Annotated in this window: 15 protein-coding genes; 2 read left to right on the top strand and 13 right to left on the bottom strand. The window is 52.9% G+C overall.

Translation table 11 applies throughout. The features are described 5' to 3' along the window. Positions 1-8: 8 nt before the first annotated feature. Both ONB24_08080 and ONB24_08075 read right to left on the bottom strand, forming a co-directional pair. Positions 9-3845 carry a translocation/assembly module TamB domain-containing protein gene (locus ONB24_08080; protein ID MDZ7316066.1) on the bottom strand — a complete coding sequence of 1279 codons (3837 nt, stop codon included), beginning with the start codon at positions 3843-3845 and terminating at the stop codon, positions 9-11. Next, on the bottom strand, positions 3845-5659 hold the full coding sequence (locus tag ONB24_08075) for a BamA/TamA family outer membrane protein (GenBank protein ID MDZ7316065.1): 1815 nt from the start codon (positions 5657-5659) through the stop codon (positions 3845-3847). The genes ONB24_08080 and ONB24_08075 overlap by 1 nt, the downstream gene beginning before the upstream one ends. A gap of 173 nt (positions 5660-5832) precedes the next feature. On the opposite strand from ONB24_08075, the gene ONB24_08070 reads away from it, so the two are divergent. After that, positions 5833-9354, top strand: a complete 3522-nt coding sequence (locus ONB24_08070) for a CotH kinase family protein (protein ID MDZ7316064.1) — start codon at positions 5833-5835, stop codon at positions 9352-9354. A gap of 147 nt (positions 9355-9501) precedes the next feature. Further along, a complete protein-coding gene (locus ONB24_08065) occupies positions 9502-10692 on the top strand; it encodes a T9SS type A sorting domain-containing protein (GenBank protein ID MDZ7316063.1) in 1191 nt (396 codons plus the stop codon). Between the two features lie 36 nt (positions 10693-10728). On the opposite strand, the gene ONB24_08060 is transcribed toward ONB24_08065, so the two are convergent. From ONB24_08060 to ONB24_08010, 11 genes are all read right to left on the bottom strand, one after another. Next, on the bottom strand, positions 10729-14238 hold the full coding sequence (locus ONB24_08060; protein ID MDZ7316062.1) for a hypothetical protein: 3510 nt from the start codon (positions 14236-14238) through the stop codon (positions 10729-10731). A gap of 283 nt (positions 14239-14521) precedes the next feature. Then, positions 14522-15337, bottom strand: a complete 816-nt coding sequence (gene ybgF / locus ONB24_08055; GenBank protein MDZ7316061.1) for a tol-pal system protein YbgF — start codon at positions 15335-15337, stop codon at positions 14522-14524. A gap of 12 nt (positions 15338-15349) precedes the next feature. Then, on the bottom strand, positions 15350-15865 hold the full coding sequence (pal, locus tag ONB24_08050; protein MDZ7316060.1) for a peptidoglycan-associated lipoprotein Pal: 516 nt from the start codon (positions 15863-15865) through the stop codon (positions 15350-15352). Next, positions 15862-16479 (bottom strand): hypothetical protein, encoded by a 618-nt coding sequence (locus ONB24_08045; protein MDZ7316059.1) that lies wholly within the window; start codon positions 16477-16479, stop codon positions 15862-15864. The genes pal and ONB24_08045 overlap by 4 nt, the downstream gene beginning before the upstream one ends. Continuing rightward, positions 16442-17713, bottom strand: a complete 1272-nt coding sequence (gene tolB, locus ONB24_08040) for a Tol-Pal system beta propeller repeat protein TolB (protein ID MDZ7316058.1) — start codon at positions 17711-17713, stop codon at positions 16442-16444. The genes ONB24_08045 and tolB overlap by 38 nt, the downstream gene beginning before the upstream one ends. Then, entirely contained in the window at positions 17710-18318 is a 609-nt protein-coding gene (locus ONB24_08035; protein ID MDZ7316057.1) for a TonB C-terminal domain-containing protein, read from the bottom strand. The genes tolB and ONB24_08035 overlap by 4 nt, the downstream gene beginning before the upstream one ends. Positions 18319-18550: 232 nt before the next feature. Then, positions 18551-19942 carry a sigma-54 dependent transcriptional regulator gene (locus tag ONB24_08030; GenBank protein MDZ7316056.1) on the bottom strand — a complete coding sequence of 464 codons (1392 nt, stop codon included), beginning with the start codon at positions 19940-19942 and terminating at the stop codon, positions 18551-18553. After that, complete coding sequence (locus tag ONB24_08025) at positions 19939-21426, bottom strand: ATP-binding protein (protein MDZ7316055.1); 1488 nt, start codon at positions 21424-21426, stop codon at positions 19939-19941. The genes ONB24_08030 and ONB24_08025 overlap by 4 nt, the downstream gene beginning before the upstream one ends. Positions 21427-21462: 36 nt before the next feature. Further along, complete coding sequence (locus tag ONB24_08020; GenBank protein ID MDZ7316054.1) at positions 21463-22629, bottom strand: glycoside hydrolase family 27 protein; 1167 nt, start codon at positions 22627-22629, stop codon at positions 21463-21465. Between the two features lie 226 nt (positions 22630-22855). Further along, positions 22856-24547 (bottom strand): hypothetical protein, encoded by a 1692-nt coding sequence (locus tag ONB24_08015; protein ID MDZ7316053.1) that lies wholly within the window; start codon positions 24545-24547, stop codon positions 22856-22858. An 810-nt stretch (positions 24548-25357) separates the two neighbouring features. Next, a partial coding sequence (locus ONB24_08010) for a hypothetical protein (protein ID MDZ7316052.1) occupies positions 25358-25556 on the bottom strand: 199 nt, incomplete at its 5' end.

The following is a 25556-nucleotide window of genomic DNA, read 5'->3' as shown; positions in this document are numbered from 1 at the left end:
TCGAGAAATCAGTTCGTCCATTTAAAAATCAAGTCGGCGCCGGAGCTGCGGGTGTCGCCGCTGATCAGGCGAAGAAAAAGACGTCTGGTCAGTTCATACTCAACCGTGACGATGCGCGAGGGCCGATCTTGTTCCAAAACTCCAAGAGTTTGCTCGTAGCTGAAAAAGAGATCCGGGGTGAGATACTTGCCCACCACGAACGAAGCGGCATTGAAATTTTCCTGTCCCTGCAGTTCGACCATATCAAGGTCGAGAACGTTGCCGAGACGCCGGGCGAGTTGCGCCGTCAACAAACCGGCTGCGGCATCGGCGGCCAACCGCTCCGGCCGCACGCCCGCCTGCAGCAGCCGAGTGTTGCTCATATCTGCAAGGGATTTACCGAACAGCATATACGCGACGGCTTCGCCTTCAGTGACCGGCTGATCGTCCACGGTAAAGGCGAACTCTGGTGCAGCGACTTTGCCGCGAATCGTCAATCGCAGCGTGCGTCGGTTGCGTTGGCTGTCGCGAAAGATGTAATCTGCCTTGACGGACAGCTGCGCATCTTCCACTTTGCCTCCTTGAAAAGTAATTTCTCCCTCGGCCAAAGTAAAACGCTTGCCCAGCAATTCATACCAACCCCGTAATGTCCGGATCGTGCCGAACACTTGGATCTCTTCTCTGGTCTTGAAAATGTCCGCCTCGCCTGCCAGCTCGACGCGCAGGTTGTTGTTATAGATCCAGCAGTTGCGCGGCAAAATGACTTTGATCTCGGTGCGCAAATTCGGCCAGAGCGGCAGCCCCCCAGAAGCCTCTGTTTTCTCGGGTATGACGAGCGAGTCGGCGCCCAACGCCTCGACCAACAGGGGCATTTTGGTTTCTTCTACCTCGGGAGAACCTGCTGAAGAAAACGCAGCAGTATGAAATGCTGCCTGTAGGACGCGAATCGTTCCGCCGAGAATCAGCTCCGGCGGCGCGCCTCGCAGGTAAAGATCGGCATCGACCTGCAGCTCATGCGGCGAGCGATTCGAGACAACGAATCGCTCGGCGACAGCCCGCAGATCGACCTTTTCGATATGACGGTCGAATTCGGCAGCGCCGGAGAGCCGCACCAGACCCCGGCCCCGACGACCGGTCAGCTGTTCCAGCCGCACGAGCTTCGGCGACAATGCCACATCGGCCTGCAGCGGACCGAGCTCAAAGCCGAACTTTTGTAAAAGGATGCGTCCGTCGCGCAATCGAATAGTGCCTTGAGGACGGACAAAATCAAGGTTGTCCTGAGAAAAGACATGTACCTCCAGTGAGCCGCGCAGGTCATCAAAGGGTTTCGGCGCCTGCAACAGTTTCTCGAGCGGGAGCAGCTCGGTGTCGACTTTCCAGAAAAGAGGGCGATTTTGAATTCTTTCGATTTTCCCCTCTTCCTGCGTTATGCGGAGGGGCAAGGTAACCTGCAGGGAAAGGCTGTCGCCGTTTAGAAAAAGGCCTGAATTGGCCGTTAAGGTTTCGTCGGCATAGCGGGCCAAGATGCGGGCGCGATCGACCACTGCCTCGCGATAGCCGCCGTTTTCTATGTCAGCCTCCAACTGCATAATCGGCTGTTTTGCATCCCCGGACAAGTCAAGATGCGCTTCTAAAATGCCGACTATGGGCAGGTTCATGTTTAAGCGAGAGAGTAGATGAAGGTTAAACTGCGAGATGTCAAGAGTCATTTCTTGACGGCCGCTTTTCGAGAGTCGTCCGTTGAGCCGCAGGCGGCCGGCAGCGGAATCCGGCATAGCCTGCCCAAGGTGCAGATTGTCGATGCACAGGTTATCGTCTGCCAGGCAAATGCGCGCCGGTGATTCGACAAGGCGCCATGCCTGATCGCGAAGGTCGAGATCCAGCCTGCCGAGCTCGACCTGCAAAGAATCGCCCCGTAAAATCCGCGCGGCAGCGCGTAGGTCCCCGACGGCATGGGCAATATTCAAATCCAAATCGACTATATGGTTATGTATTGTTCCATTCGATGTAACTTTTGCAAACTTTAAGCTGCCTCTGCGGATGTCCCGAGTCTTCAGCGAGTAGCGCCCGCCGAGTCTACCGTCGATGAGCGTCGCTTCGGCTGCCAGCGCGAGTGTATCGACACGTAGGGAGTCCCAGAGAAGCGGAGCGGCTCTGAGGTTTGCTTTCGCAGCGAGTGAATCGATGGTGCCATGGAGTTCGGCGGACAAAACGCCGCACAATTGGGGCAGTGAACGCAAGGGAGGCTCATAAAGGCATGGGCCGAATCGCGCCGCAAGCTCGGCATCGAAGCGGCCGGCAAAGGAAGCACTGCCGTTCATTGTCACCATCAGTTGAGGAAGAAAAAGAGCCATGGTATCGACAATGACCCTCTTTTCCTGCACTGCGAACCAAAGGCGTAGCGAATCGGCGGACATGCCCGCGACTGTAGTTGCATCGGCCGCCAGTGTGCCGGTAGCCATCAGACGCTGGAGACTTAGACCGCTGCCGTCGGCTCTGAGCTGCAGATTGATATGCGAACTCGGCAATTGACCTGCCGGAAGCGCAGCAAGGTCAATACCTTCGGCGATGAGGCGGGTCTTAAACTTTTGTCTGCCAAAAAAGTCGTCGATCTGGGCAAACAGCTTGACATCGCCGGCAGGAAGACGAGCCTCCAGCTCGCCGCTCAGCGAGCCTGCAGCCAGTTCTATTTGCGCATTCAGGGACGTTGCTTTCCACTCCCGGTAAAATCCGCTTAGCTGCACGACAGCCCGGCCGCTCATCGCGCGCCAGGATGTGCCGGATCCGGTCGCCTCGATTTCACCGCTTATCTCGCTTGGTCCGTCGACGGAAGCGAGCCAGTCCGTAATTTGCAATTTTTGAACACGTGCCTGTAAAGAAAAACGCCGCTCGATGAGCGAATCGCTGAAAAATGCGGGAAAAGGATGAACGTTTCCCTGCAGGCGGAGAAAGGCCTGATCGCTCGATACGGCCAGGTCCGCCTGAAGAATTTGCTCTGTTAGCGAGCCGTTCAACGAAAGCGAAGGTCTGCCGGGAATGCGCAGGGTCGGGAGGCGCAAATGAAGCTCTTGCGCGTTCAAGGAATCGGTTTGAAGGGTAAAGTGTCCGTCGGTCAAGAGCGGTTTTTGTGCAGCCGCCGAGGCAAAAAAACAATTTTCAGCGGTTCGTAGTTCGAAATCGCGTAATTCCACGCCTGCAGAATCAGATTGCAAAATGAATCGCAGATTGTTAATCTTTAGGTTCGGATGCCGAGTCGAAAAATGAGCTCGGTGCAGGGCAAAACGGTTCGCTCGGCCGATTTGTAATTGCGCATCGATATGAATCGAGTCGGTTTCTTCCGGCACCCAGTCGGGTCCGCCGGCTGATTCGACATGGCCGTTGCGCAGAATCAGGCGGTCTAAGAAGAGGGTAAAGGGTCTCCCCATGCCGCGTTTGATGCTCGGCGATTCGGGCGTTGATTCGGGCTGCAGCTTGAAGAGGGTGATGAGGATCGGCTCACCGTTCTCGTTGCGCAGGAGACGGACCTTTGGATGATCAATGCATAATGAATCGATAAAAAGCTGTTTATGCAGGAGCGGTTTGAGACGATAGGATGCCTCAAGCCGAGCAATGGAAAGCAGAGTATCGGAGTGGAAGATGAGCGAAGCTTTTTTAAGGCAAAAGTGAGAGTAGAGATTGCCCTCGAGACTGCCGATGTACAGCTCGGCACCCCAGCGACGGGAGAGATGTGCCGTCACCCTTTTTGCCGCAATAGATTTGAATTCTTTATTTTGTAACGCCAGCAAAAGCGTAAAGAGAACGACAAAGCAGAAGAGAAGCAGGCCGACGGTCAGACGAGCGAACCATATTAAAGCTCGACGGATCATCAAAAGGCCTCCCCCACGGTCAAGTGCCAGCGCAACGCCCCGCTTTCGGATATCGGTCGCGCAAGGTCGAGGCGCAATGGGCCCACCGGCGTTTTGAAGCGCAGTCCGCAGCCGACGGCGATGCGGCTGTCCAGCAGGTTCAGACGATCGATAAAGACATTGCCGGCGTCGATAAAAAGGGCGCTTTGCAGAAAGCGGTAGAGCGGCAGCCGCATTTCGAGCGATGCTTCGAAAATTGCCGTACCGCCAAGCGGTTTTCCGTCGTCGGCGCGCGGTCCCAACTCGTAGCGTCCCCATCCGCGGATCGAGTTGGCGCCGCCGGAAAAAAAGAGGTCTTCGACCGGCACAACTTTGATCGGGTCGTAGGAATCAATTTTGCCGACTGAAATCCGTGCGGCTACGACTCCGCCCAGCCGTTGCTGATATCGTCTAATATCCATCAGCCATTTGGAATAGTGATACTCGCCGGCCCCCAATCCGCTGTATTTTGCCGAGAGCGTGAATCGAGTGCCTTCGTTCGGCGCAAAGAGATCGTCGGTGGTGTTCTTTGAGACAGCGAAAAGCAGGCTCGACTTGTTATAGAGTCCGCGCAGCTCGTCAGTTACGCGGGGAGCAGCGAGGCTGTTCAAATCGAGGTCCACTTGTTCGAATATGTAGGTCAATCCGGCGCTCATCGTTTCGCCGATGCTTTCCTGGTAGAATAAATTAACGCCGTTGCGGCTCAAACGAAAGGCAGGTTCGAACTGGCTGCGCATAAATGGGTTAACGCCGAGCGAAGCCGTCGGTCGCAAAAACGCAGGCTGCACCAGCCGAAGATCAAGCATGTACGGCTCGAGTCCGGAGTGTTTGACCTGAAGATCGAGTCTTCTTGCCCCGCCCAAAAAGCTGAGGCGCTGGAGAGAAACAAAGGCGCGCAGCGCCTCTTCGCGACCGTAACCTACGCCCGCTTTTACAGTCGTGCGGGGCGCCGGTCGAACCCGAATTTCCACCGGAATTTCGCGCTGCGGCGGATGCGGCAGCAGTGCGCGAACGGTCACGAATTCAAAGACATTAAGGGCATAGAGTCGTCGTTGGGTACGGTCCAAGGGCTTTTTGGCAAAAGCTTGGCCGGGACGGAAAGCTAATTGATTCAGAACAAGCGGATCATTTTCTTGTCGGCCGTCCAAAAGGACCTGCCCAAAAACGCAGCTCGGGCCGAGAGCAATATTGTAAACTATAGACGCCCGATGACGTTGCTTGTCGACCATAAGGCGGTGGTCGATGCGGGCGTAAGGATAACCGGCCTCGGCAAGCGCCTGCTGCAGCCGCTCCACATCCGCGTAGAACGTCTCGTCTCGAAACCGCCTGCCCGGTCTGAGCTGCAATACCGCCTGTGCCAGACTGCGCAGCGAAGCCGCTTGAATCGTGTTTTCTAGGGAATCGAATTCTGTCGTCACATTTTCAATTTTTACGGGAATCCCTTCGATGATCTCGATAACCAACTCTATCGTCTGCTTTTTTGCATTGATTCGTTTTTCGGTAAGAACGGCGACGGCATCGAGAAAGCCCTCCTGACGGTAAAAGCGTACAATTTGACGCAAATCATTCTCGATTAGTGTTTCCGCAAAAGGCGGCAGCTCTGCACCGTACACTAACCGTTGCCTAAAACTCGGCGGCCGAGAGTTGATCAGCTGTAAAAGCTGGGCGTTGGAAAACGAAAAATTACCTTTCAGACTTAATTTGGCGATGCGATAGAGGCCGTTGATCGGTGTTTCCGCCTTTCCATTTATCGCCAGGAGCAGAACAATTATAAAGTTTACAACCGTTTTTTTCACGTGTGAATCTCTTTTGTAACTTCCCTTAAAAATAATCTTTCTTTTGCGCAAAAACAATGCAGGCAATTCGATGGATGACATCCCAATAGTTAAAAATTGTCGCCTCTAGAAGAAAGTTTTGGTTTTTAAACGAATTACTCTTAATATTAAATTAACATAGAAAAATGGCCGCCATGTCGAATCGCTTGCTTTTTTTGTTCTTTTTCGTTCTTTTTTCCGACCTTCATCCTGCCATTGTGCTGAATGAGTGCCAATCGAAAAACACGAGAACTGTTGCTGATGAAGACGGGCAATTTTCGGATTGGATAGAACTGTTCAATTCTTCGGCTCAAGCAGTGGATTTGTCAGGTTGGGGGCTCAGCGACAATCCTGCCAAACCGTTCAAATGGGTTTTCCCAAGTTTGGTCATCCGGCCCCAAGAGCATCTTTTGCTGTTCGCTTCTGGAAAGAACAGGAGGGAAGTTTTTTATTGGCAAACCATCATCCGCCAAGGCGATGTTTGGCGTTTTTTCCCCGGCCGCAGCGAACCGCCGGCAAGTTGGAAATCTTTATCTTTTGACGATTCCAATTGGCAGCAGGGTCCCAGCGGTTTCGGATATGGCGATAATGACGACGCGACGATCATCGAAAACGTCTTGACGATCTATATCCGCAAAACATTCAAGATCGACAACCCCGGCCGCGTTCTTCGTCTTTTGCTGCACGTGGATTATGATGACGGTTTTATTGCTTATCTGAACGGCGTGGAAGCGGCCCGCGCCAATATGGGCGAGGTGCATCAACACTTTGCCTTTAACGAGCCGGCAACGGCCGGCCATGAGGCAATGATTTATCAAGGGCAGGCACCCGAAGCTTTTGAAATTGACCCGGCTCTCCTGCGATCGGGAACGAATGTCCTGGCGCTTGAGGTGCATAACATTAACAGCACAAGCTCGGACTTGACGCTGATTCCCTTCCTTTCGGTCGCCGTACCCGAGCCGCCTCAGGATGCACCGGCCATTCTCAACTTGAAATCTGCCGCCCTGCACACCAATTTCAAGCTGAATCAGGGCGGCGAGCTGTTGCTGCTCACATCGCCGGACAGCAGCGCGGCAGATTCAGTGCGCATTCCGTCGATGCCTGCAGACATTTCCTTTGGTCGCCGTTCCGACGGAGCCTCCGAGTGGAGCCTGCTCGCCCAGCCGACTCCCGGCGAGCCCAACAAGGATATAGTTTATATCGGCCAAACTGAGGCGCCGATCTTTTCATTGCCCGGCGGTCTTTACAGTCAGCCTATCACCCTCACTCTCAGCGATACGAGCGGTGGAATCATTTACTATACGCTCGACGGCTCGGAACCGACGGAAAAGGTATTTCGCTACACGCGACCGATCCCTTTGAGTCAAACCACGGTCATACGCGCCCGCAGCCTGCGGCCGCCGCTGCAGCCCAGCCGCATTATAACCCATACTTTTGTTTTCAACGAACGGTCTCCTTTTCCTATCGTTTGCCTGACGACGGATCCCGACAACCTTTGGGATTATGAAACCGGCCTGTTTGAAATGGGGCCGAACGCAGCGAGCGATTATCCCTATTTCGGCGCCAACTTTTGGCAGGATTGGGAAAAGCCGGTGCATGTTGAATTCTACGAACCGGACGGCCGCAGAGCCTTCGCCCTGGACGCCGGACTAAAAGTTTTCGGCGGCTGGAGCCGCGGACGTCCGCAAAAGCCGCTGGCAATATTTCGGCGTGCAGAATACGATACGGCGAAAATCCACTATCGTATCTTTCCGGAAAAGGAAATCGACGAGTTCGAAAGCTTTATCCTGCGCAACGGCGGCAACGATTGGGACAATACCTTTTGGCGCGACGGCTTTATGCAGGCGCTGGTGACCGGCGTCACGGATTTGGAAACCATGGCGTTTCGGCCGGCGCATATCTATTTGAACGGCGAATACTGGGGCATCCTCAACATACGCGAAAAGATCAATGAGCATTTTCTGCACGCCAATCGCGGCATCGATCCGGACGCCGTCGACATTCTCGACGGCTCGGGCACCGAAGATTGGCAGGTGATGGCCGGAAGCCGCAAGGCATATGCCGAGCTGCTTGATTTCTTGAATACGCACAATCTGTCTGACCCCCGCAACTATGCCGTGGTTGATTCTCTCATCGACATTGACAACTATATCGACTATCAAATCGCCGAGCAGTTCATCGGCAACACCGACTGGCCTGGCAACAACATCAAATACTATCGGCCGCATCGGCCGGGCGGCAAATGGCGCTGGCTGATCTACGATACGGACTTTGGTTTTCACCTTTACGATACGCGTTACGATTTCAACATGCTGGAATTTGCCGCGCAGTCGAACGGCCCCTCCTGGCCGAATCCGCCCTGGTCGACGCTGTTGTTGCGCAGGCTTTTGGAAAACGAAACGTTCCGGCAAAAGTTCATTATTCGCTTTGCCGATCTGCTCAATACCGCATTCGTGCCGGCGCGGGTGAAAAGCTTTATCGACCGTTTTGATGCGATGTTCCGAAGTGAAATCGAGCGCCAGCGCAGCCGTTGGCCGGGCTCCTTAGGCGGCTATGCCGGCAGTCTCAGCCGCATGCGCACTTTTGCCGATCGCCGACCGGCATTCGTCCGTTCGCACCTGCGCAGCTATTTCAAGTTGGCGGGAGAATTCGAGTTGGCGGTCGGCGTCAAAGGCGGTGGGCGAGTACGCGTCAACACGGTTGCGCCGGACGAATTTCCCTGGCGCGGCATCTATTTTCAGGGGATGCCGATCACGTTGACGGCTGTTCCTGATGCCGGTTACCGTTTTACAGGGTGGTCGCGGGCTGATTTCGGTGTTAAACCGACAATAACATTTCTCGGCACCGGCAACCAGGAAATCATCGCCTTCTTCGAGCCGGCAAAAGAAACAAGTGATCCACTGATCAGTGAGATCAATTATAACAGCAGCCCGCTCTTTCCGGCCAAAGACTGGATTGAGCTTTACAACCCGAGCGCTGTCTCAATCCGCCTGGCGGGCTGGATCATTCGCGACAGCCGGCCCGACCACCGCTTTGTTCTTCCGGATGATGCCGTGTTGCCGGCCTTCGGCTTTGCCGTTATCTGCGCCGATACGCTGCAGATGAAAAAGCTGTTTCCTCGTCTGCAAACTGTCTACGGCAATATGCCGTTTGATTTTTCCAACAGCGGCGATGCGGTTGTATTGTGTCGTCCATCGGGGGAGGCCGCCGATTCGGTATTTTACAGCGACGAGTGGCCGTGGCCCGAAACTGCCGACGGTCAAGGGTACACCTTGGAGCTGATCGACCCGAATTCGGATCGCAATCAACCGTCGTCATGGACAGCCTCGCAAATTTTCGGCGGCACTCCCGGAAGACCGTTCCGAAAAGAATCGGTCATTGCCGGGATCGAAAAAGCCGCCCCGCCGATTTTTAGTCTGTCACAGAATTATCCGAATCCCTTCAATTCCGAAACACGGATTCGCTATTCTATTCCCTTTTCCGGCAAAGTCTCGCTGAGAGTTTTCGATATTTTAGGCAGGGAAGTTGCCTGCTTGGCGGACGAGGTTCAGGAGGCGGGAGAGAGGCAAATTACCTGGCAACCGGATCTGCCCTCCAGCGTCTATTTTTACCGTATATCCGTCAAAGCCGGAGAAAGAACATTAACAATGACAAAGAAAATGATTCTAATTCGCTAGACAAGGCTATCAAATTAAGGGTTGAAACGACAGTTTTCGAGAAAATTGAACTTTTTAGGGAGGTGAAAAGGGGAAAAGAACATTGAGGCGGTTGCAAATTTACTGTGAGGAAGAGGGAAAGAAAAATTTTAAGAGGAGGATCAGATCATGAAATGGTACGCATTGCCGGTCATCGTTGCTTTTGCATTGCCGGGGTTTGCCGACAATCTCATGCCGGACTTTCCGCCCAGTTTTCAGCCTGGACCTTTTCCGCTGGGAATCGAACCGGTGCGTCATGATGCTCCGGTCGATGAATCGGATCCCGACGGCGTGCTCCACGAGTATACGGCCTACAAGGGAACGGTTGTGGTGGACGGTAAAGTGGATGATGAAGAGTGGGCCAAAATTCCATGGACTTTGATGGAATTCAACTTTGATGTACCGACCAGTCAGGAAGGATCTCACTGGGATGACGCTTATGCGCCGAGCGGTTGGGACGGTTGGACGGACTTGACTGCCTGGTTCAAAGTGCTGCATGATGACAACTATATCTATGTCGCCGTGATGCGCTATGACGACGATTACAGCTTTGACCCGGCGACTCACAACAGCACCGGCAACATCTGGCAGAATGACGCCTATCAGATCATCGTCGATACCCGTGCACCCGGCGCTTTTGACGAAGAGATGCCCGGTGCCGAAGTCGGCATTTGTCTGGTGGATAACGAAGAAGCCTATAATTTCTGGCCCACGAGCCACCAGCATCCAGCGCAAAAGTTGGAGCTTGCGGACGGTGATTGCGCCTCCACGATTACTACCGCCACGGACAAAGCCATCCACGGCGTCATTACTCAGCGTGAAGGCGGTTACATGGAAGTGATCGAAGCGGCTTTTATCAAGTACGACGTCATGGAAGACGACATGCTCGGCATGTTCTCGATCTGCGCGCTGGATCGCGATTACGACATCCGTGAATCGGTGGATCAGTGGGCACAGGGCATCTATGTCAAGGACAGCAAGCAATACGGCAGCATTCTCTGGAGCTCCAAACCTGCTCCTGCTTCGGCGGTTCGCACGACATCAACGGCTCCTCGTGCCTTCTTATTGCGGCAAAACTACCCCAATCCGTTCAACCCCGTTACTTCGATCTCATTCTCCCTAGCCGAGCCGGAGGAAGTGACGCTGAAGGTGTTCTCGTTGGACGGTACCTGCGTCGGTACTCTCATTGATCATCGACTGATGCCGGCCGGTGAACATATGATAAAGTTCGACGCATCGCAACTGGAGAGCGGCGTGTATTTTTACCGGCTGGAAACACCGTCAGGCAGTTTAACCAGGAAAATGACTGTCCTCAAGTAACGTATAAAGCGGCCGGTTTACAGCCGGCCGCTCGTCTCATTGCCGGTTTTTTTCTACAGAAAACTCTAATTCATTAGCCCAATGCGGGCGCCAATCGACATAGAATGAAGGATTAAGCTTGGAGACACTGCGTCCGCGCGCCAATTCCATGACGGCAGATGAGCCGTTATCGTTAATGCGGAAGGAAAACTTTATTGTTTTTCCGGCATCAAGACGCTTTTTGACGTGCGGCAGTTCGCTCCAGGGTAAAGCCGCCTCAACGATGCGGGTGTCGCCGCGGCGAACGATGACCAATCTTCCTTTCGTAACTGCTCCCTCCTGAGGCGCAGAGGGTTGACGGGGATAGAAGTGCTTGTGCGGCAGACCAGGTTTGCGCAGGCGCCAAATTTCAGTTCCGCCGCCGTATTGTTCCGCTACAGGATTCAGGGCATATTCATAATCACTGCATTGATAGTTCGTAAATCCTTTCATAACTCCTGGAGGGCAAGGATAGAGGTCCTTTTCTTCATCTTCCAGAACATTGAAAGCAATCTGCACATTGTCATGATCCGGCGAATTTCCGGCCGGCAATTCCGGTTCCTGACGATAAGAAAATCGTCTCACGCCTTGCGGCCAAACCAACGGAATGACCCGCTTTTCATTAAAAGCAGGATGGGGGACGTCGTCATTCCAAATATGATCGATTTCTCTTTCTTTTTGACGGGTCAACAATAGATTGAAATCTGGGCCGACGAAATATTCCGCATGTAAATCATGATACGGCTGGAAACAGTTTCCCGCCGCATCTTTCCACTGCAGGCGGACGGCAGATTGATTGCCGCCCTCTCGGCGGTATTCCAATTTAAAATCGATCGGATGCCCATCCCCTTCAAGCGACAACTTGACGGTATTGCGGACAAAATTGCCGCCATGATTCAAAACCAAGCGGCCGTTTAAATAGAGCCGAATATAGCCATCATATTCTACAATTAATGTGCAGGTACCGCGCGGCAAAGTTATCTGATCATTCCAACGTGCGGAATAGGACAAAATGGAATGTTTCATGGCGCCGCCAAAGGTGAATTCGCGCAAAGGGATATAACAGGTGTCCGGGTAAAAGAACTGATCGTCCTCTCGGCAGCTGAAACGAATCATGCCGGGATCCGGAGTTGAGTCGGATATTTTGGCGGCAAAATAAAACATGGAATCATCGCAGGCTAACCATCCGACCGCTGCTCCTATCGGGGTTCCGGCTTCAAACTCTTTAAACGGATACCAGGCTGCCTCCGTTAAACTCGCATTGGAATCTTCCCCGGGCCGAATGATCTGTGGAAGCGCGCCGTGCCAATCGCTCAAATCGCCGTCAATTTCTATCGTTCGTCTTGAAATCAGGTTTACATGCAGTTCTTCTTCATGAACAGCAATTCCGTCGCGGCCGGCATCGAAGGTGAGGCGAAGCGGATAGGTGTTGTCTTCTGCCGTAGGAATAGAAATGTGTTTGACAGTCACACAGCGTGTTTGATGCGGTTTGAAAGACAGCTTTAAACGTCTTTGGAAAGATTGATTATATCCGAGTGTAACCGTGAGAGTACCTTTGATCGACCGATTCAGCACATTAGTCAGGCGGAGTTTCAACGGCGGACGGCAACCGATGGATGTCGTAAAATCGTAAACGATCATTTCCAAGGGTTCCAGGCCGATGATTTTTGCATTGCGCAAAGCCTGCAACAAGGCGGCAAAGGAACCGGCAGAGCCGTTCGACCTCAGGAAGAAACCGCGATGATCCAGGAAGATTGTAATATTTTCGTCATCGCTCTGCAGGTTACCATAGAAATCATAAAGAGAAAACCAACGTTTTGGATTCTTGAGAATCATGCACGCACCGTGCCACGGTTCAGGAAGACTTGGTCGACGATTTGTTTCGGCGATCCCCTTGGCATCGCGAACGGGTTGCGGGGCTGTTCGATGCTTCCAAAGCGCAGATTTATGTTCAAGTTCGGCAATGCTGCGTACAGTGCGGAACGGCAGAGCGTCGGCGCCAAAGACATCGCCCAGATCGCCGACAACGACGGCCGTGCCGTCATCCGGCGACGTAATGCCGTCAAAAATTATGATCCATGGTAATCCGTTGCGAAACAGCAGCTCGCGGAAGCGACGCTCACCGATAAAATGCTGAACGGCGCCGACTGCGGCTGCCGGCGGCCAGGCGTGTACAATTTCCCTGATGGAATCCCCGCCATCCGTGCGGATGACCGACCTTTCGACTTGGCAGATGTTTCCTCCGTACACCCCCATGGCGCGGTCGTAGCCGGCCGCTTTGTTGGCAGCCACGACCGCTGCAATACGGTCATCGGTATTCGCCACCCAGCTTTCCGTGTCCCAAATGCGCACTCGACCGCGGCTCGACCTGCGGTTGACCCAACGTTTAATGGTTGCCCAAGAAAAGAGACCTTGATAATGAATGGAGCAAAAGTCGAATCGATCGAGAAATGCGTCGGAGCCGTCGGCAAAAAATTTATCCAATGCATTGGAGGTGGAGCTGCCGCCGCCGAGCAAAATTTCAACGCCGGCATCGTGCCTTGCTTTTTCTACCGCTTCGCACATGACGGTAAAGATTTCGCGATAGCGCAACATATCGGCACCCCAGCCGGAAATCGAAAGACCTTCCCAAGGTTCGTTCCATAAGGAAAAGGCGTTGATCGGTCCCTTCGGCCAACCAAACTCGCAGGCGATTCGATAGCAAAACTCGCGGAAATCGTCGTCGAATTGGGGTAACCAAGCCATATCGCATTTGGTATTCAACATGATGCCGCTTGGATCAAGGTGCGGACGCGGAATGCCCAGCGGATGAACTCTGCTGTAATGTTCCGGAGCACTGATTTTGACCAAAACGGCGATTTGGTTGGTTTCATAGCGCCCAAATCGTTCACGAAGAGACTTGTACCATTCTTCAAAGTCGGCATCATCGGTTGGTTTGTAATTCAGCTCCATACGGATGGCGTGAACCCCTAACCGGCGCAGCAGTTCAGGAGAAATATCATCCAAACAAAAGGAAGGAAATTGTAGACGTTCTTCCGGAAACGAAAAGGTGCGAATACAGGAAGTGATGAATTGTCGGCCATACGGGCCTAAATCGGCGATTATGCCGTAAGCTCCAAACGTTTCGGGGATTTTCAGCTCGATCGGCACATCGGAAAATGCATTTTTATCCAATCTCACCTGCAGGGGGATTTTTTCTGCTTCGGAGATTTTGAACATTTGCGGCGTCCAAATATCGCCGGGGCGCCCTTTGGTACCGTAGGCAATGATTTCGACAAAGCCGTCGACTTGGACCGCTTCACCGGTTCGATTATCCAATTGAACGACAAGGGATGCCTGTTCAAGCGGCCATAGGACATTTCCCAATGCTGAAAAAGATTTAAGCTTTACTTTTACTGGAAAATCCTGCCGGTGGGGATCGATGCCGAACGTTGCGCCGAATTCTGGAATATCGAATCCCGCGACCATTTGCGCTTTCAATGTGCTCATAACGAACAACAGCAGACCAAATGTCATTCTGTATTTCATAGATCTCCCGCCTCCTTTTCAATTAAATGATAGACAAAATACAGTGGAAAAGCAATGATTTCCTCTGCATAACTATATTTAAATGTATAACCTAAATGCTGGTTATTTGTAGAAAATGAATCAGAGTCACGATTTTGGGAAATAATTCCCCCTTCATGGAATGATGCTTTTGAAGGAGCGGCAATATGCCTTTGGTGAGAAAAATAAAAACCGGGCGCCCCATCAGCCTTGGGAGGTAGGAGACTGAAGGCGGCGCCCGGGAGAGAGACCAAGGTAAGAAATATCAGTAGCCGGTAGCCTTGATCTCGGCCAGCACTTCGGCCGCCGCTTTGGCTTCCGGCGAATTGGGGAATTGTCTGATCACCGCCTCAAAGTAGCGCCGCGCCGATGCAATGTCCCTCAGATGGACTTTGCAATAGCCGATTTTGAGCAGCGCGGCAGCCGTCTTTCGGCCGGTGGGGAAAAATAGGATGACGGACTCGAATTCCTTGGCCGCATCCTCGTAACGTTCCTTGGCGTAATAAATTTCGCCGATCCAATATTGCGCATCGACGGCAAACTCGCTGTTCGGAAATCGACGCAGGTACTCATTAAATCCGGCCAAAGCCAGATCGTAATGACCGCGCGACATGTCGAGCCGCGCCAAATCGTAAGCTTTAGCGGCTTCCGGATCGCTAATGTCCGGGTAGACCGGCGTAGTTCCGACTGTTTCTTTGGATGAATCGGTGCCCGCCTTGCTTATCGGCGCGCCCTCCAATCGCCGCAGCAGATTGGTAAAGCGGAGCGTGGTATCCTCCAGCTTGGAATCCAGGGACAGGGTCTGCGACTTGACACCCGAAAGCTCGGCCAAAATATCGGCACGGGTTCGGCGCGTCTCATCGCGCAGAGCGGTCAACGACTTTTCCAGTTCCGTCAGTTTTGCCGCGGCCGCCGCATTCTGCGCCCTGATCTCTTCGCTCTGCTGCTTGAGAAGAGCGACATCCTGCTGAAAGCGGACGATCTCTTTGCGCGTTGCACAGCCGGTAAACAGCAGGGCAACAGAAAAAAGCGCGAAAAGCCTGCTGCTGTTAAAGAAATATTTTTTGCCGTCGATGCGCAATTGCTGTTTTCCTTACTGGGCAACGATGACAAACTGGGCACGACGGTTCTTGGCCCAAGCTTCCTCATTGGAGCGCGGATCGAGGGGCCGCTCCTTGCCGTAGCTGATCGTCGAAATGCGGTCTGCCGCAACGCCGTAATTGACCAGAAAGTTCTTTACGGCATTGGCGCGCTTTTCACCCAGAGCAAGGTTATATTCGACTGTGCCGCGCTCATCGCAATGACCTTCCACCAAGATCTTGACCGATGGATTATCCAGCAAAGTTTTAGCATGCTGCTCCAAGACTTCGCGGGCATCGGGACGAATGTCGTACTTGTCAAAGTCAAAGTGAACGTTGCTGAAAGACAACTCTTTCTTCTCAGGTTCGGGTGCCGGAGTGGGAGCCGGTTCGGGTGCCGGGGCCGGAGCCGGTTCCGGCTGCTTTACTTCAACCGGGGCTTCCTGCTTGACGACCTTTTTGCTGCAGCCTTGAAACGCAACGGCGCAAACCGTCAATACAACCAGTACCCACAGAATCGATTTTTTCATGGCAGATCCTCCTTAAGGTTTGCTTGATAAAATGCAGTTAGTTTATTAAGAGTAACAGCAATCGAGTTGAATGTTTCCGGAGGGACGGTTTTTCGTCTCTCCAAACTCTTTTCCACAAGTTGCATTTCCGTGGAAATTTTGCTGATCAATTCCACATTTTCATCCTCGGCTTTAGCCGAGACTTTGGCTAATTGCGCGCGGGCATTGACCAGCTCTTCTTTGGCTTTAAAGAATTGCTTTTGCTGCATCAAACGGTACGAAGCAGCCACGTGCGCTCTTGAATTCAGGAGCGGCAGGTAATAAGACTCGAGCTTTTCGATGCTGTTCCGCGCGGCAAGGAACTCCTGTGCCGCCCGTAAATCACGTCCGGTTAATTGATATTGCCGGGCTGCATCAAGGTGTCTTTTTACCTCAGTCAATACGGGCGTCAGCGCATAAAGCGTTCCGTCCTCCAAAGCGGGCTGCCGGGCCGGCATTTTGTCGCTGCAGCTTAACCATAAAAGCACCGGCACTAAAACCACAAGATGGGATTGATTTCGCTTATGAACTTTCATGATCGTATTTCGCCGACCAATTTTACCTGGGCGACCATTTCGGTGATGTGTTGACACCATCGACCGTAACGCGACGCACTTGGGAACCGTCGCGATTCATCGTGTAAATATCCCAGCCGCCGCTGCGGTTGGAGGAAAAGGCGATTTTGAATCCGTTCGGCGACCAAGTCGGATTTTCATTGTTTCCATTGCTGAACGTCAACTGCCGAAATGACTCGCCGTTGATATCCACCGTGCAAATTTGAAAGCCCTCATCGGTGCGCGTTACAAAAGCAATCAGATCGCCTTTGGGCGACCAGGCCGGGCTGTCGTTGTACTTGCCGTCGAAAGTAAGACGGCGGACGTTCGTGCCGTCATCGTTCATGATGTAAATTTGTGGGTTGCCGCTGCGGTCAGAGGTAAAGGCGATCTCTCGGCCGTTCGGCGACCAGCTCGGCGACGAGTCAATGGCCAGGCTGTTGGTTAGCTGCCGCAAACGACCGCCGTCGGCGTCCATGACCCAAATATCGGCGTTTCCGGCCGTGGTCAGGGTAAAGGCAATCCGCTTGCCGTCCGGAGACCAGGCCGGCGCACTGTTTAGGCTTTTCGACTTGGACAGTTTGCTTTCTCTGCCGCTGCCGAATGCATAGACGAACAGATCGGGATTTCCCGTCTGATAGCTGGTATAGACCAGCTTGTCCAATGACGGCGACCATGCGGGCGACAAATTCAGGCTCCGGTTACGGGTGATAAGCCGCTCGCCATAGCCGTCATAATCCATCACCGCGATCTCTTTGCCCGTAGCCGTCTGTTTGACAAAGGCGATTTTGCTTTGGGCGATGCCTTTTTCTCCTGTCAAATAGGAAACAATATCGTCCGCACATTCATGTGCCAATTGACGTTTGTTTGGCAGCTCTTCCTTGTATTGTTTGGTAAAAATAGGCTGTCGTGAAGGAACATCGCTCAGACGGGCTTTCACTGTAAAGGCGCGATTCCGCACTTCCAGTTGCGCGTCCAATCGGACGGCCGGTTTTAAGGGAACTTCCATTACGCCGTTGCCGTCCGGCACGGTGACGGTCTGGTCCTCATTCGTCACAACATAAAAAAAGCCGGAAAGAGTCAAATCGCTGATTACGACCTGGCGAACTTCATCGGCAAATTCGGTATAGAGATCGGTCTCGAACGGCGGCACGGCAATGACGATCGGCTGAAATCCTTCCGCCGTTATGGTCATGTAAACTTGTTTTTGCGCCCGACCGTGCACCGCGAAAAACAAAAACGCGATGAAAATAGGAATGAATTTATTTCGTTTCACCAAGTTGCCTCAAAGTCGATAGTCACGTGCAGTTCATTCTCGCCATATTCATCCGGCAGGGGCGGCATTTTACCGACCGCGACGACCGCCCGCTGCGCCGCGGCGTCGTATAAAAATTTGCCCGACCCCTTGCTGATCCGAATGTCGGTAATCGATCCATCCCGCTGGATGGTAAAATCGATCAAAGTGTTCAACTTGCCCCCTTCTGCCGTCTGATAGGGGGGATTCCATCTTTCCTGAATTCGGGTACGCAAAAGCCGTAGGTAATAATCGAACGGAAACCGTTCCGCATCGACCTTGACCTGACTTTTCGACCCTGATTCCGTTGTCGGCTCTTTTTTCGGTTCCGGCTTTTTAAAACGAACCGTCTCCTGCTGCTTAACCGGCTCGCTCCTGGGGAGCTCGGTTTCTTTACGAACCGTAACCGGCCGCTCGACTATCGGCATGGATTGAGCAAAAACCACTTCCGAAAAATTGTCCACCCGAAATCGAGGCCGCGTCGAAAACAGGGAAACGCTGAAAAGCAGAAAAAAAAGACCGTGCACCGCTGCCGACAAGAGATAAGCTTTGCCCATTAGAGATTGCCTTCGAGGTTCCTTTTTCATACGGATCGCCAAGCTTTCCGTCCGATCGTCGGCAGAAATGCGGCATTCATAAAAATAGCCTTTTGTAATCGACAATAATCATGCCGAAAAGAAAAAGGTTTCTGAGAATGCTTTAAATAATTGTTAAACATAGAATAAAAGCTGAGAAAGGCGTGGAAGAAATGCCGAGGAAAACGGCGGGAATGTATAAACTTTTGCCGGCGCCGGCAAGGTTTTGATCAGCAACCGACCGTCAATCCAGGCCGTAACGTCTGATGCGTTCCCGCAGCGTCATGCGCGAGATGCCCAACAATGCCGCCGCCTGTACCTGATTGCCGCCGGTTTTGGCAAGTGCCGCTTGGATCAGCTGTTTTTCCGTCTCTTCCATCACTTTTTGATAGAGAGAACCACTGAAGGCTTCCATTTCTTCTGCACTTGGTATCCGGATCGAACCGAGGGGAACGGTCGGGCGCTCGGCCTTGAACTCTTGTATAAAAAGTTCAGCCGGAATAACGTTGCTTTTGCTGAGGACGACGGCTCGCTGTATAAGATTCTCGAGTTCTCGCACGTTGCCGGGCCATTCATAGGCCAGCAGCGCTCTCAGAGCCTCCTCCGAAAGGGTAAGGCCCTCTTTTTTCTCTAGTCGACTGTATTTGGCGAGAAAATACTCGGCCAGCGCCGGAATGTCCTGCTTTCTTGACCGCAGCGGCGGCAGAGTAATGGTGACGACCTTGATCCGATAGTAAAGGTCTTCGCGAAAATTTTTTTCCTGGATCGCAGCCTCGAGGTCTTTGTTGGTGGCGGCAATAACGCGCGTGTCGACGCGGATCGTCTCTTCGCCGCCGACGCGTTCAAAAGCCCCTTCTTGAACCACCCGCAAAATCTTAGCCTGAGTGGTCAGGCTCATATCGCCGATCTCATCGAGAAAGATCGTGCCGCCGTCGCACTGTTCGAATTTGCCGATGCGTCGGCGGTTGGCGCCGGTGAAGGAGCCTTTTTCGTGACCGAACAGCTCGGCTTCCAGTAGAGTTTCCGGAATCGCGGCACAGTTGACGGTCAGAAAAGGCTTGTCGGCGCGCCGGCTGTGCTGATAGATGGCGCGCGCCACCAGCTCTTTGCCGGTACCGCTTTCGCCGCGGATCAGGACGTTGACGTCGCTGGCGGCGATGCGGCCGATCAGTTTGTAGACTTCCTGCATGGCGGGGCTGCTGCCGACGATGCGGTCGAACGCGGCGGATTCGTCTGTCGATTCGGCAAAGACCACCTCGCGCCGCATGCGCCGACCCGCCTCCAACGCTTCGTCGATCAGCCGACGCACCAGCGGAATGTCAAAGGGCTTGAGCAGATAATCGTAGGCGCCCAATTTGGTCGCCTCGATGGCCGTTTCGGTGGTTCCGAAAGCGGTGATGATGAGCACTACCGCCTTGGGATCGAGCCGCTTGATTTCTTTGAGCACCTGCAGACCCGACATGTCCGGCAGGCGCACGTCGAGAATGATGAGATCGAAGCGGCGCTCGGCAGCTTTGTGCAGAGCCTCTCCGCCCGTATGCGCTGTCTCAACCGCATACCGAGGCTCATGCAGCAACCGACGAAAAGAGTAGCAAACGCTTTCCGTATCGTCGACGACAAGAATATCATACTTCATAGCGCCTCCCGCTTGCGAGGCAACCGAATGGTAAACTGCGCTCCGCCCCCCGGCAAATTGTCGGCAAAAATTTCTCCGCCGTGATTGTGCACGATTTGAGCCGCAATCGACAAACCCAGGCCTGTGCCGTCTTCTTTGGCCGTTACGAACGGATCGAAAATTTGCCCCATCAAATCCGGCGGCACTCCCGGTCCGTTATCGGCTACGACAATTTCTACCGCAGGTCGGTTGCCGAAAGCCTGCATCTCCCGGCAATGGATTGTTATTTTACCGCCTTCGCTGACCGCCTGAATGGAATTGAGCAGCACATTGACAAGCACCTGCTGCATTTGCTCTCCGTCGGCATGGATTTGCAGGGCAGGTGGACATTGCTTTTCCAGTTGAATCTGCTTGCCTTTGAGTTGCGCGGACAAAAGACGAAGCGTTTGACCGATCAGTTCATCCAAATTCCATTCTGCAAACTGCGGGTCCGAAGGACGAGCAAACGCCAAAAAGTCCTGCAGAATCTTTTCCACCCGATCGATTTCGGCGATGATGACGGAAAGATCCTGCCTGAGCTGTTCCGTGTCGAGCGGTTCTTCCTGTGCCGAATGAAGCAGCATCTTGACGGCGGTAATGGGGTTGCGGATTTCATGCGCCAGTCCGGCAGCCATCTTGCCGAGGGCGGCCAATTTTTCCGTGCGCATCAACATTTCTTGATTCAGCTCCAGGTCGCGGTTTACCTCGCCTACCTGGGCAATCAATTGATGCACATACTCGTTCAAATGTTCCAATTCGGAAAGATCGTCCACTTCCACACGGCGAACGAGATCGTTCTGCGCTACGCCGCGGAGCCTGAGCACCAAATTGTGGATGGGGTACAAGATTTTTCGCGACATCCATAAACCGATGCCCAGGCCCGAGAGAATGCCGGCAATGCCGATGCCGGTAATCAGCAGGTTCATCTGATAAAAGTCGGCGGCGACGACGGCGCCGGCATCCAACATGAGATGCTCGTTGATCGTGAGCAGTTCTTCACATTTTGCATAGATTTGATCGAAATAGGGGAGGAGCTCCAAGGTCAGGAGCTCGTATGCACCGGCGGTGTCGCCCCCCCGCGCTGCCGCAACGATCCGGTCGTGGACGGCCATATAGTCGGCAAACAGCGCATCGATGCCGGCGACGATCTCCGCCTCGCGGCTGGATGTCGCTCTATTTTGGGCTTCCTGGAGCCAGTACAAAAAAGCGGCCTTTTTCAGCGAAAACTGGTCCAGCCATCGCTGTTCCCGACGAAGGATATAGTTCGAAGTCAGCCCTTTCATGTCGAGCAGGGCAATCTCGAGCTCTTCCGCTGCTTTTAGACTCGAGACATTTTCCTCAATAATCCTGCGCGTGTTCCGCTGCATTCTGCCGGCATAGAAAATTGCCGCCACGGCGACAATGACTACCAAGACACCCATGGCGGCAAAACCGGTTAGAATGCTGGGACGAATGCGGAACTTCATGCGGCTTTCCTATGCAGGCCTGCCCTGCACACCAATCTATTTCGGCATGACGGTAATCATCACGACGCCGTGCCTCTGTACCGGCGCGCTGAATCCGCCCTTGAATTCACCCAAGTCTTTGTGCTGCCATAAATCGCGCACTTTGGCCTTCAAGTGTGCGGGATAACCGATATCCGTCCAAGCTACCGCAATGTTGGCCGTCTCTTCGCTGCGGTTGAGCAACGCTACGGCGCGGCTGCCGTCATGAAGCTGCTTGGCCCATACCTCAAGATCGCCGTCGTCGCGTACTTTGGCGCCCTGCTTGCCGAGCGGATCCTGGTCTACGGCAATCACCTCTTTGTTGATAAGAATGTCGCGAATTTCCGGCGTCATGGTGCGCAAATCGTTGCCGGCCATCAGCGGCGCCGCCAAAATGCACCACAAGCTGAAATGCGCGCGATACTCTTCCAGCGTCATGCCGCCGTTGCCGACCTCCAGCATGTCCGGGTCGTTCCAGTGGCCGGGTCCGGCATAAACTTCCAACCCGACCTGCTCATCCAAGATGCGCGTCCAGCCTTTGCCGCCCCAAACCCTCGTGCAGTCCCAGCAATCCTGAATGTCGCCGGTGGTTCGCCACAAGTTGCCGACGTCCTTGGCCCACAGCCACGGCTTGGTGCTGCCCCATTCGCAGATGCTGAAAACGATCGGCCGTCCCGCGGCTTTGAGCGCATCCCGCATCAGCGAGTAGGACTCGATCGTGTTCTGATTGTCGGTGTAACACCAGTCGTATTTCAGATAATCGACACCCCAGGCGGCATATTGACGGGCGTCCTGAAACTCATAGCCGCGGCTGCCGGGACGGCCTTGACAGGTTTTGCGTCCCGCATCGGAGTAAAGGCCGAACTTGAGGCCTTTGCTGTGCACATAGTCAGCCAGCGCCTTCATGCCCGAGGGAAAACGTTCGGGATCGGCGATGATGTTGCCGTTTTCGTCGCGGCCGATCTGCCAACAGTCATCAATAACGATATATTCATAGCCGGCATCCTTCATGCCGGAAGCGACCATGGCGTCGGCGGTCTCACGGATCAACTGTTCACTGACATCGCAGCCGAACTTGTTCCAACTGTTCCATCCCATCGGCGGCGTCAGCGCCAGACCATTGTCAAGAGCAAAAGCGGTTGAGACAAGCAGGCAAGTCAAAAGAATGACAACGGCATTTTTCATGGTCAAAGCTCCTTATTCTTGAAAGGTAAAGTAAATTGCATTGAATTGGATTGTTCTATTTTAGCCATAGTTTTGCAAATTTAAAAGGCTTTTTGCAGCGGAAAATCCCGTACTGTTCTTCTTCAACAGCGTTTTTTGCTTTTGGAATGGTTTGCCTGCGGTGCGGAGCTGGGCCGAGACTGCAGTTTTTCCGCCCCTTGGCAGCCCTCCAGAGGAGGACCCCGCATTATTTCAACAGCATGATCTTGATGGTCCGGCCGCAGCAGTCGTCGACCGACAAGCGGCAGAAATAGACGCCGCCTGCCGCCGGACGGCCCTGAGCATCGCAGCCGTTCCAAACAACAATGTGTTCTCCGGGTCCCTCCATGGCGTCGACCAGCACAGCCGTCTCGCGGCCTGAAAGGTCATAAATTTTCAGCACGACATGCTTTTCGTATGCGCCGCTGTTTGATGGCAGAAAATAGCGGATAAGGGTTTGCGGATTAAAGGGATTCGGTTGATTTTGTACAAAACAATACTCAAGAGGTATGTCGGAGGCATTTTGGACATCGACCGTGCCGTTGTATTCCAGCGCGCCGCGATCCCAAACGCCGTCCGCGCCGCGCCGATTGCCGAACATATCGTATGCGAATTCAGCTTCCAGAGGCAAGCCCGGCGCAGTTTCCCGCAGCAAACCGAAATCCGCCCTCAACGGATCACCGCTGCCGTCGCCATAACGAAAGGGTGATGCTTCCGAGCCGATTTGTGCATAGAGATCATCGGCCGCCGCCTCCTCATCCATGTCACACGGCGTGGGTTCGCAACCTTCCACGCGGCGATTTTTACCGAAATAATTATAGCCGTGCTCGGCATCGATGACAAAAGAGTTGGCGATGTTATTGTACCAGATGTTGTTGAATACCCGGTTTCCTTCACCTCTGTCGATGACGATGCCCCCTTGCGAAACGCCGTATCCGCCGATCGTTTCCGGTATTCCGACGACGTTATTGTTATAAAATGCGAGGCCGTTCATCACCTGAAGATTGGCGGCGCCGTCGTAGTAGTAGCGAATCGGCGTAACGCTTCGCGAAAAAATGTTGCAGTAGATTTTCCATTTTTCCGATAGGCCGACGTTAACGCCGGCTATAACGGCTGTTCCGCTGATGTCGTCCCAAAGGTTGTAGCGGATGGTTATATCGCGATTGACGCCGATGGAGGATATTCCCTCAGTATGCCAATCAGGACAAAAATCATCAAAGGAACCGGTCGATCGGGTGTGAGCGATATAATTGTACTCGAGCACAATTGCGGAACAGGAATTGAAGAAAAACGGACAGCCGAAAAGATCGTGAATCGAACAGTGCGAGATCACCGCATCAGAAACGCCGCCGTAAAACGAAATGCCGCCCAATGGGTAATATTTATGCGCGGCAAAGAATTCGGTGTGACGGATTTCGATGCGGCTCTGGGCATCGTTGAGGTCCGCACCGATGCGCAGGAGATCGCCGTTTTCGCCGCAATGATCCGGCGGAGTTTTGACGACTTGGAATCCAAAGCCGGTGTTCCAATTCCCAGGGCCGCCGCCGGTACGGCCGTCGATGATGATGAAAGAAGTCAGAATTTCCCAGCCCGAGAAAACTGCAGGTCCTTCCGCGTAGGCAGGATCCCATCCTTCGTCCGTTCCGTGATCCTCACGCGTTGCTTTTTGAATGATGAGATACTCGCTGCCGGCGCACCTTTCGAAACGATAGGAGGGATAGGACCCGGATGCAATATAATAAATCGCGCCTCTTGTCAGCTGCGGCGGCAGCTGTTGAAAAGCATCATGCCAATTGCTGCCGTCTCCCTTGCCTGCAGCACCGGAACGGACATAGTACGTTGTTGTTCCGAATCCGCTGACTGCAACGATCCAACACATTGCGATAAGAAAGTATTTCATTGATACTCCCCTCCTTTGTAAAGTTGCCTATTCAACCTTCGACTGCTCGATTTTTGATCCACAGCAGAAATAAAATGCATTGCATCTTTGTTAGTTTTCGGCGTATTCAAGTCCCAAGTGCAACAGATGAATCAAGCAAGAGCTGGGCCGGAGTACTGTATTCAAGAAATTTTCTCGGATGGATGTTGAGTTTGTCTTTAAAGACTGCAATTAGTCATTTGTCAATATCCGCAAAACCGGTTTTTCCGGAAGTACTGCCGGATCAGGCTGTCGGTTTTTTAGCAGAGTAAGGGTTTCCGCGAACTGCATGGACGGGAGAAGAATCTGTGTAGATAAGTCGTTTGATTTTCTGTATGTTCGTGATTTCTTTGCCGTGCTCTGCGGTAAAATAATTCTTCTTGCATGCAATGCGGGGGCTTGAAAGCGCTTTCTTACGCCTGTCTATAACGGTAACCCTTCAGTCAACGGTTTCTTCGGATCTCTCGGCTGATTGCGAATTTGTTCGCGCCGATCAGCTTGGCAATTTCGGAGTAAATCGTGCCGATTTTATAATACGTGCAAATTTCCATTCTGTTCGTTGATCAGATGCATATATCTCTTTTCAAGTACTTCCGCCTTCATTTTTTCCTTAACTTCATTAGTCCAGGGACTAATGAAGTTAAGCTTTTAATGAATAACTGTTGCACTTATTACTTGAACTCACGCTGTTTAAAAAAGGGGGAGGAGCAAATAAATATGCGGTCATTTATATTTTTTTTATTCCTCTTGTATTCATGTCAATCGTTTTCGCACGATAACGATCCTTACATTCTAAAGGGTAAAGTATGCGACGCAATCGACGGCAAGCCGCTCGTCGGTGCCAATGTCGTCGCGATCCGAAATAAAAACGGCAGTGCAACTGACTCGCTTGGACATTTCAGCATTGATTTGATGCTTCCTGAAGATACTCTGCGTGTTTCTTATATTGGCTATCGTCCTTTCACAACCAGTATTTCTTTCAAATCCGGTG

This window comes from candidate division KSB1 bacterium (assembly GCA_034505495.1).
Taxonomy (GTDB): Bacteria; Zhuqueibacterota; Zhuqueibacteria; order Residuimicrobiales; family Krinioviventaceae; genus Fontimicrobium_A.
This window is presented reverse-complemented; position numbering and strand designations above follow the sequence as displayed.

Excerpts from the sequence above, each read along its gene's own strand:
- ONB24_08080 (MDZ7316066.1), bottom strand. The coding sequence starts at position 3,845 with ATGATCCGTCGAGCTTTAATATGGTTCGCTCGTCTGACCGTCGGCCTG.
- ONB24_08070 (MDZ7316064.1), top strand. The coding sequence starts at position 5,833 with ATGTCGAATCGCTTGCTTTTTTTGTTCTTTTTCGTTCTTTTTTCCGAC.
- ONB24_08065 (MDZ7316063.1), top strand. The coding sequence starts at position 9,502 with ATGAAATGGTACGCATTGCCGGTCATCGTTGCTTTTGCATTGCCGGGG.
- ONB24_08060 (MDZ7316062.1), bottom strand. The coding sequence starts at position 14,238 with ATGAAATACAGAATGACATTTGGTCTGCTGTTGTTCGTTATGAGCACA.
- pal (MDZ7316060.1), bottom strand. The coding sequence starts at position 15,865 with ATGAAAAAATCGATTCTGTGGGTACTGGTTGTATTGACGGTTTGCGCC.
- ONB24_08045 (MDZ7316059.1), bottom strand. The coding sequence starts at position 16,479 with ATGGTGTCAACACATCACCGAAATGGTCGCCCAGGTAAAATTGGTCGG.
- ONB24_08035 (MDZ7316057.1), bottom strand. The coding sequence starts at position 18,318 with ATGAAAAAGGAACCTCGAAGGCAATCTCTAATGGGCAAAGCTTATCTC.
- ONB24_08030 (MDZ7316056.1), bottom strand. The coding sequence starts at position 19,942 with ATGAAGTATGATATTCTTGTCGTCGACGATACGGAAAGCGTTTGCTAC.
- ONB24_08025 (MDZ7316055.1), bottom strand. The coding sequence starts at position 21,426 with ATGAAGTTCCGCATTCGTCCCAGCATTCTAACCGGTTTTGCCGCCATG.
- ONB24_08020 (MDZ7316054.1), bottom strand. The coding sequence starts at position 22,629 with ATGAAAAATGCCGTTGTCATTCTTTTGACTTGCCTGCTTGTCTCAACC.
- ONB24_08015 (MDZ7316053.1), bottom strand. The coding sequence starts at position 24,547 with ATGAAATACTTTCTTATCGCAATGTGTTGGATCGTTGCAGTCAGCGGA.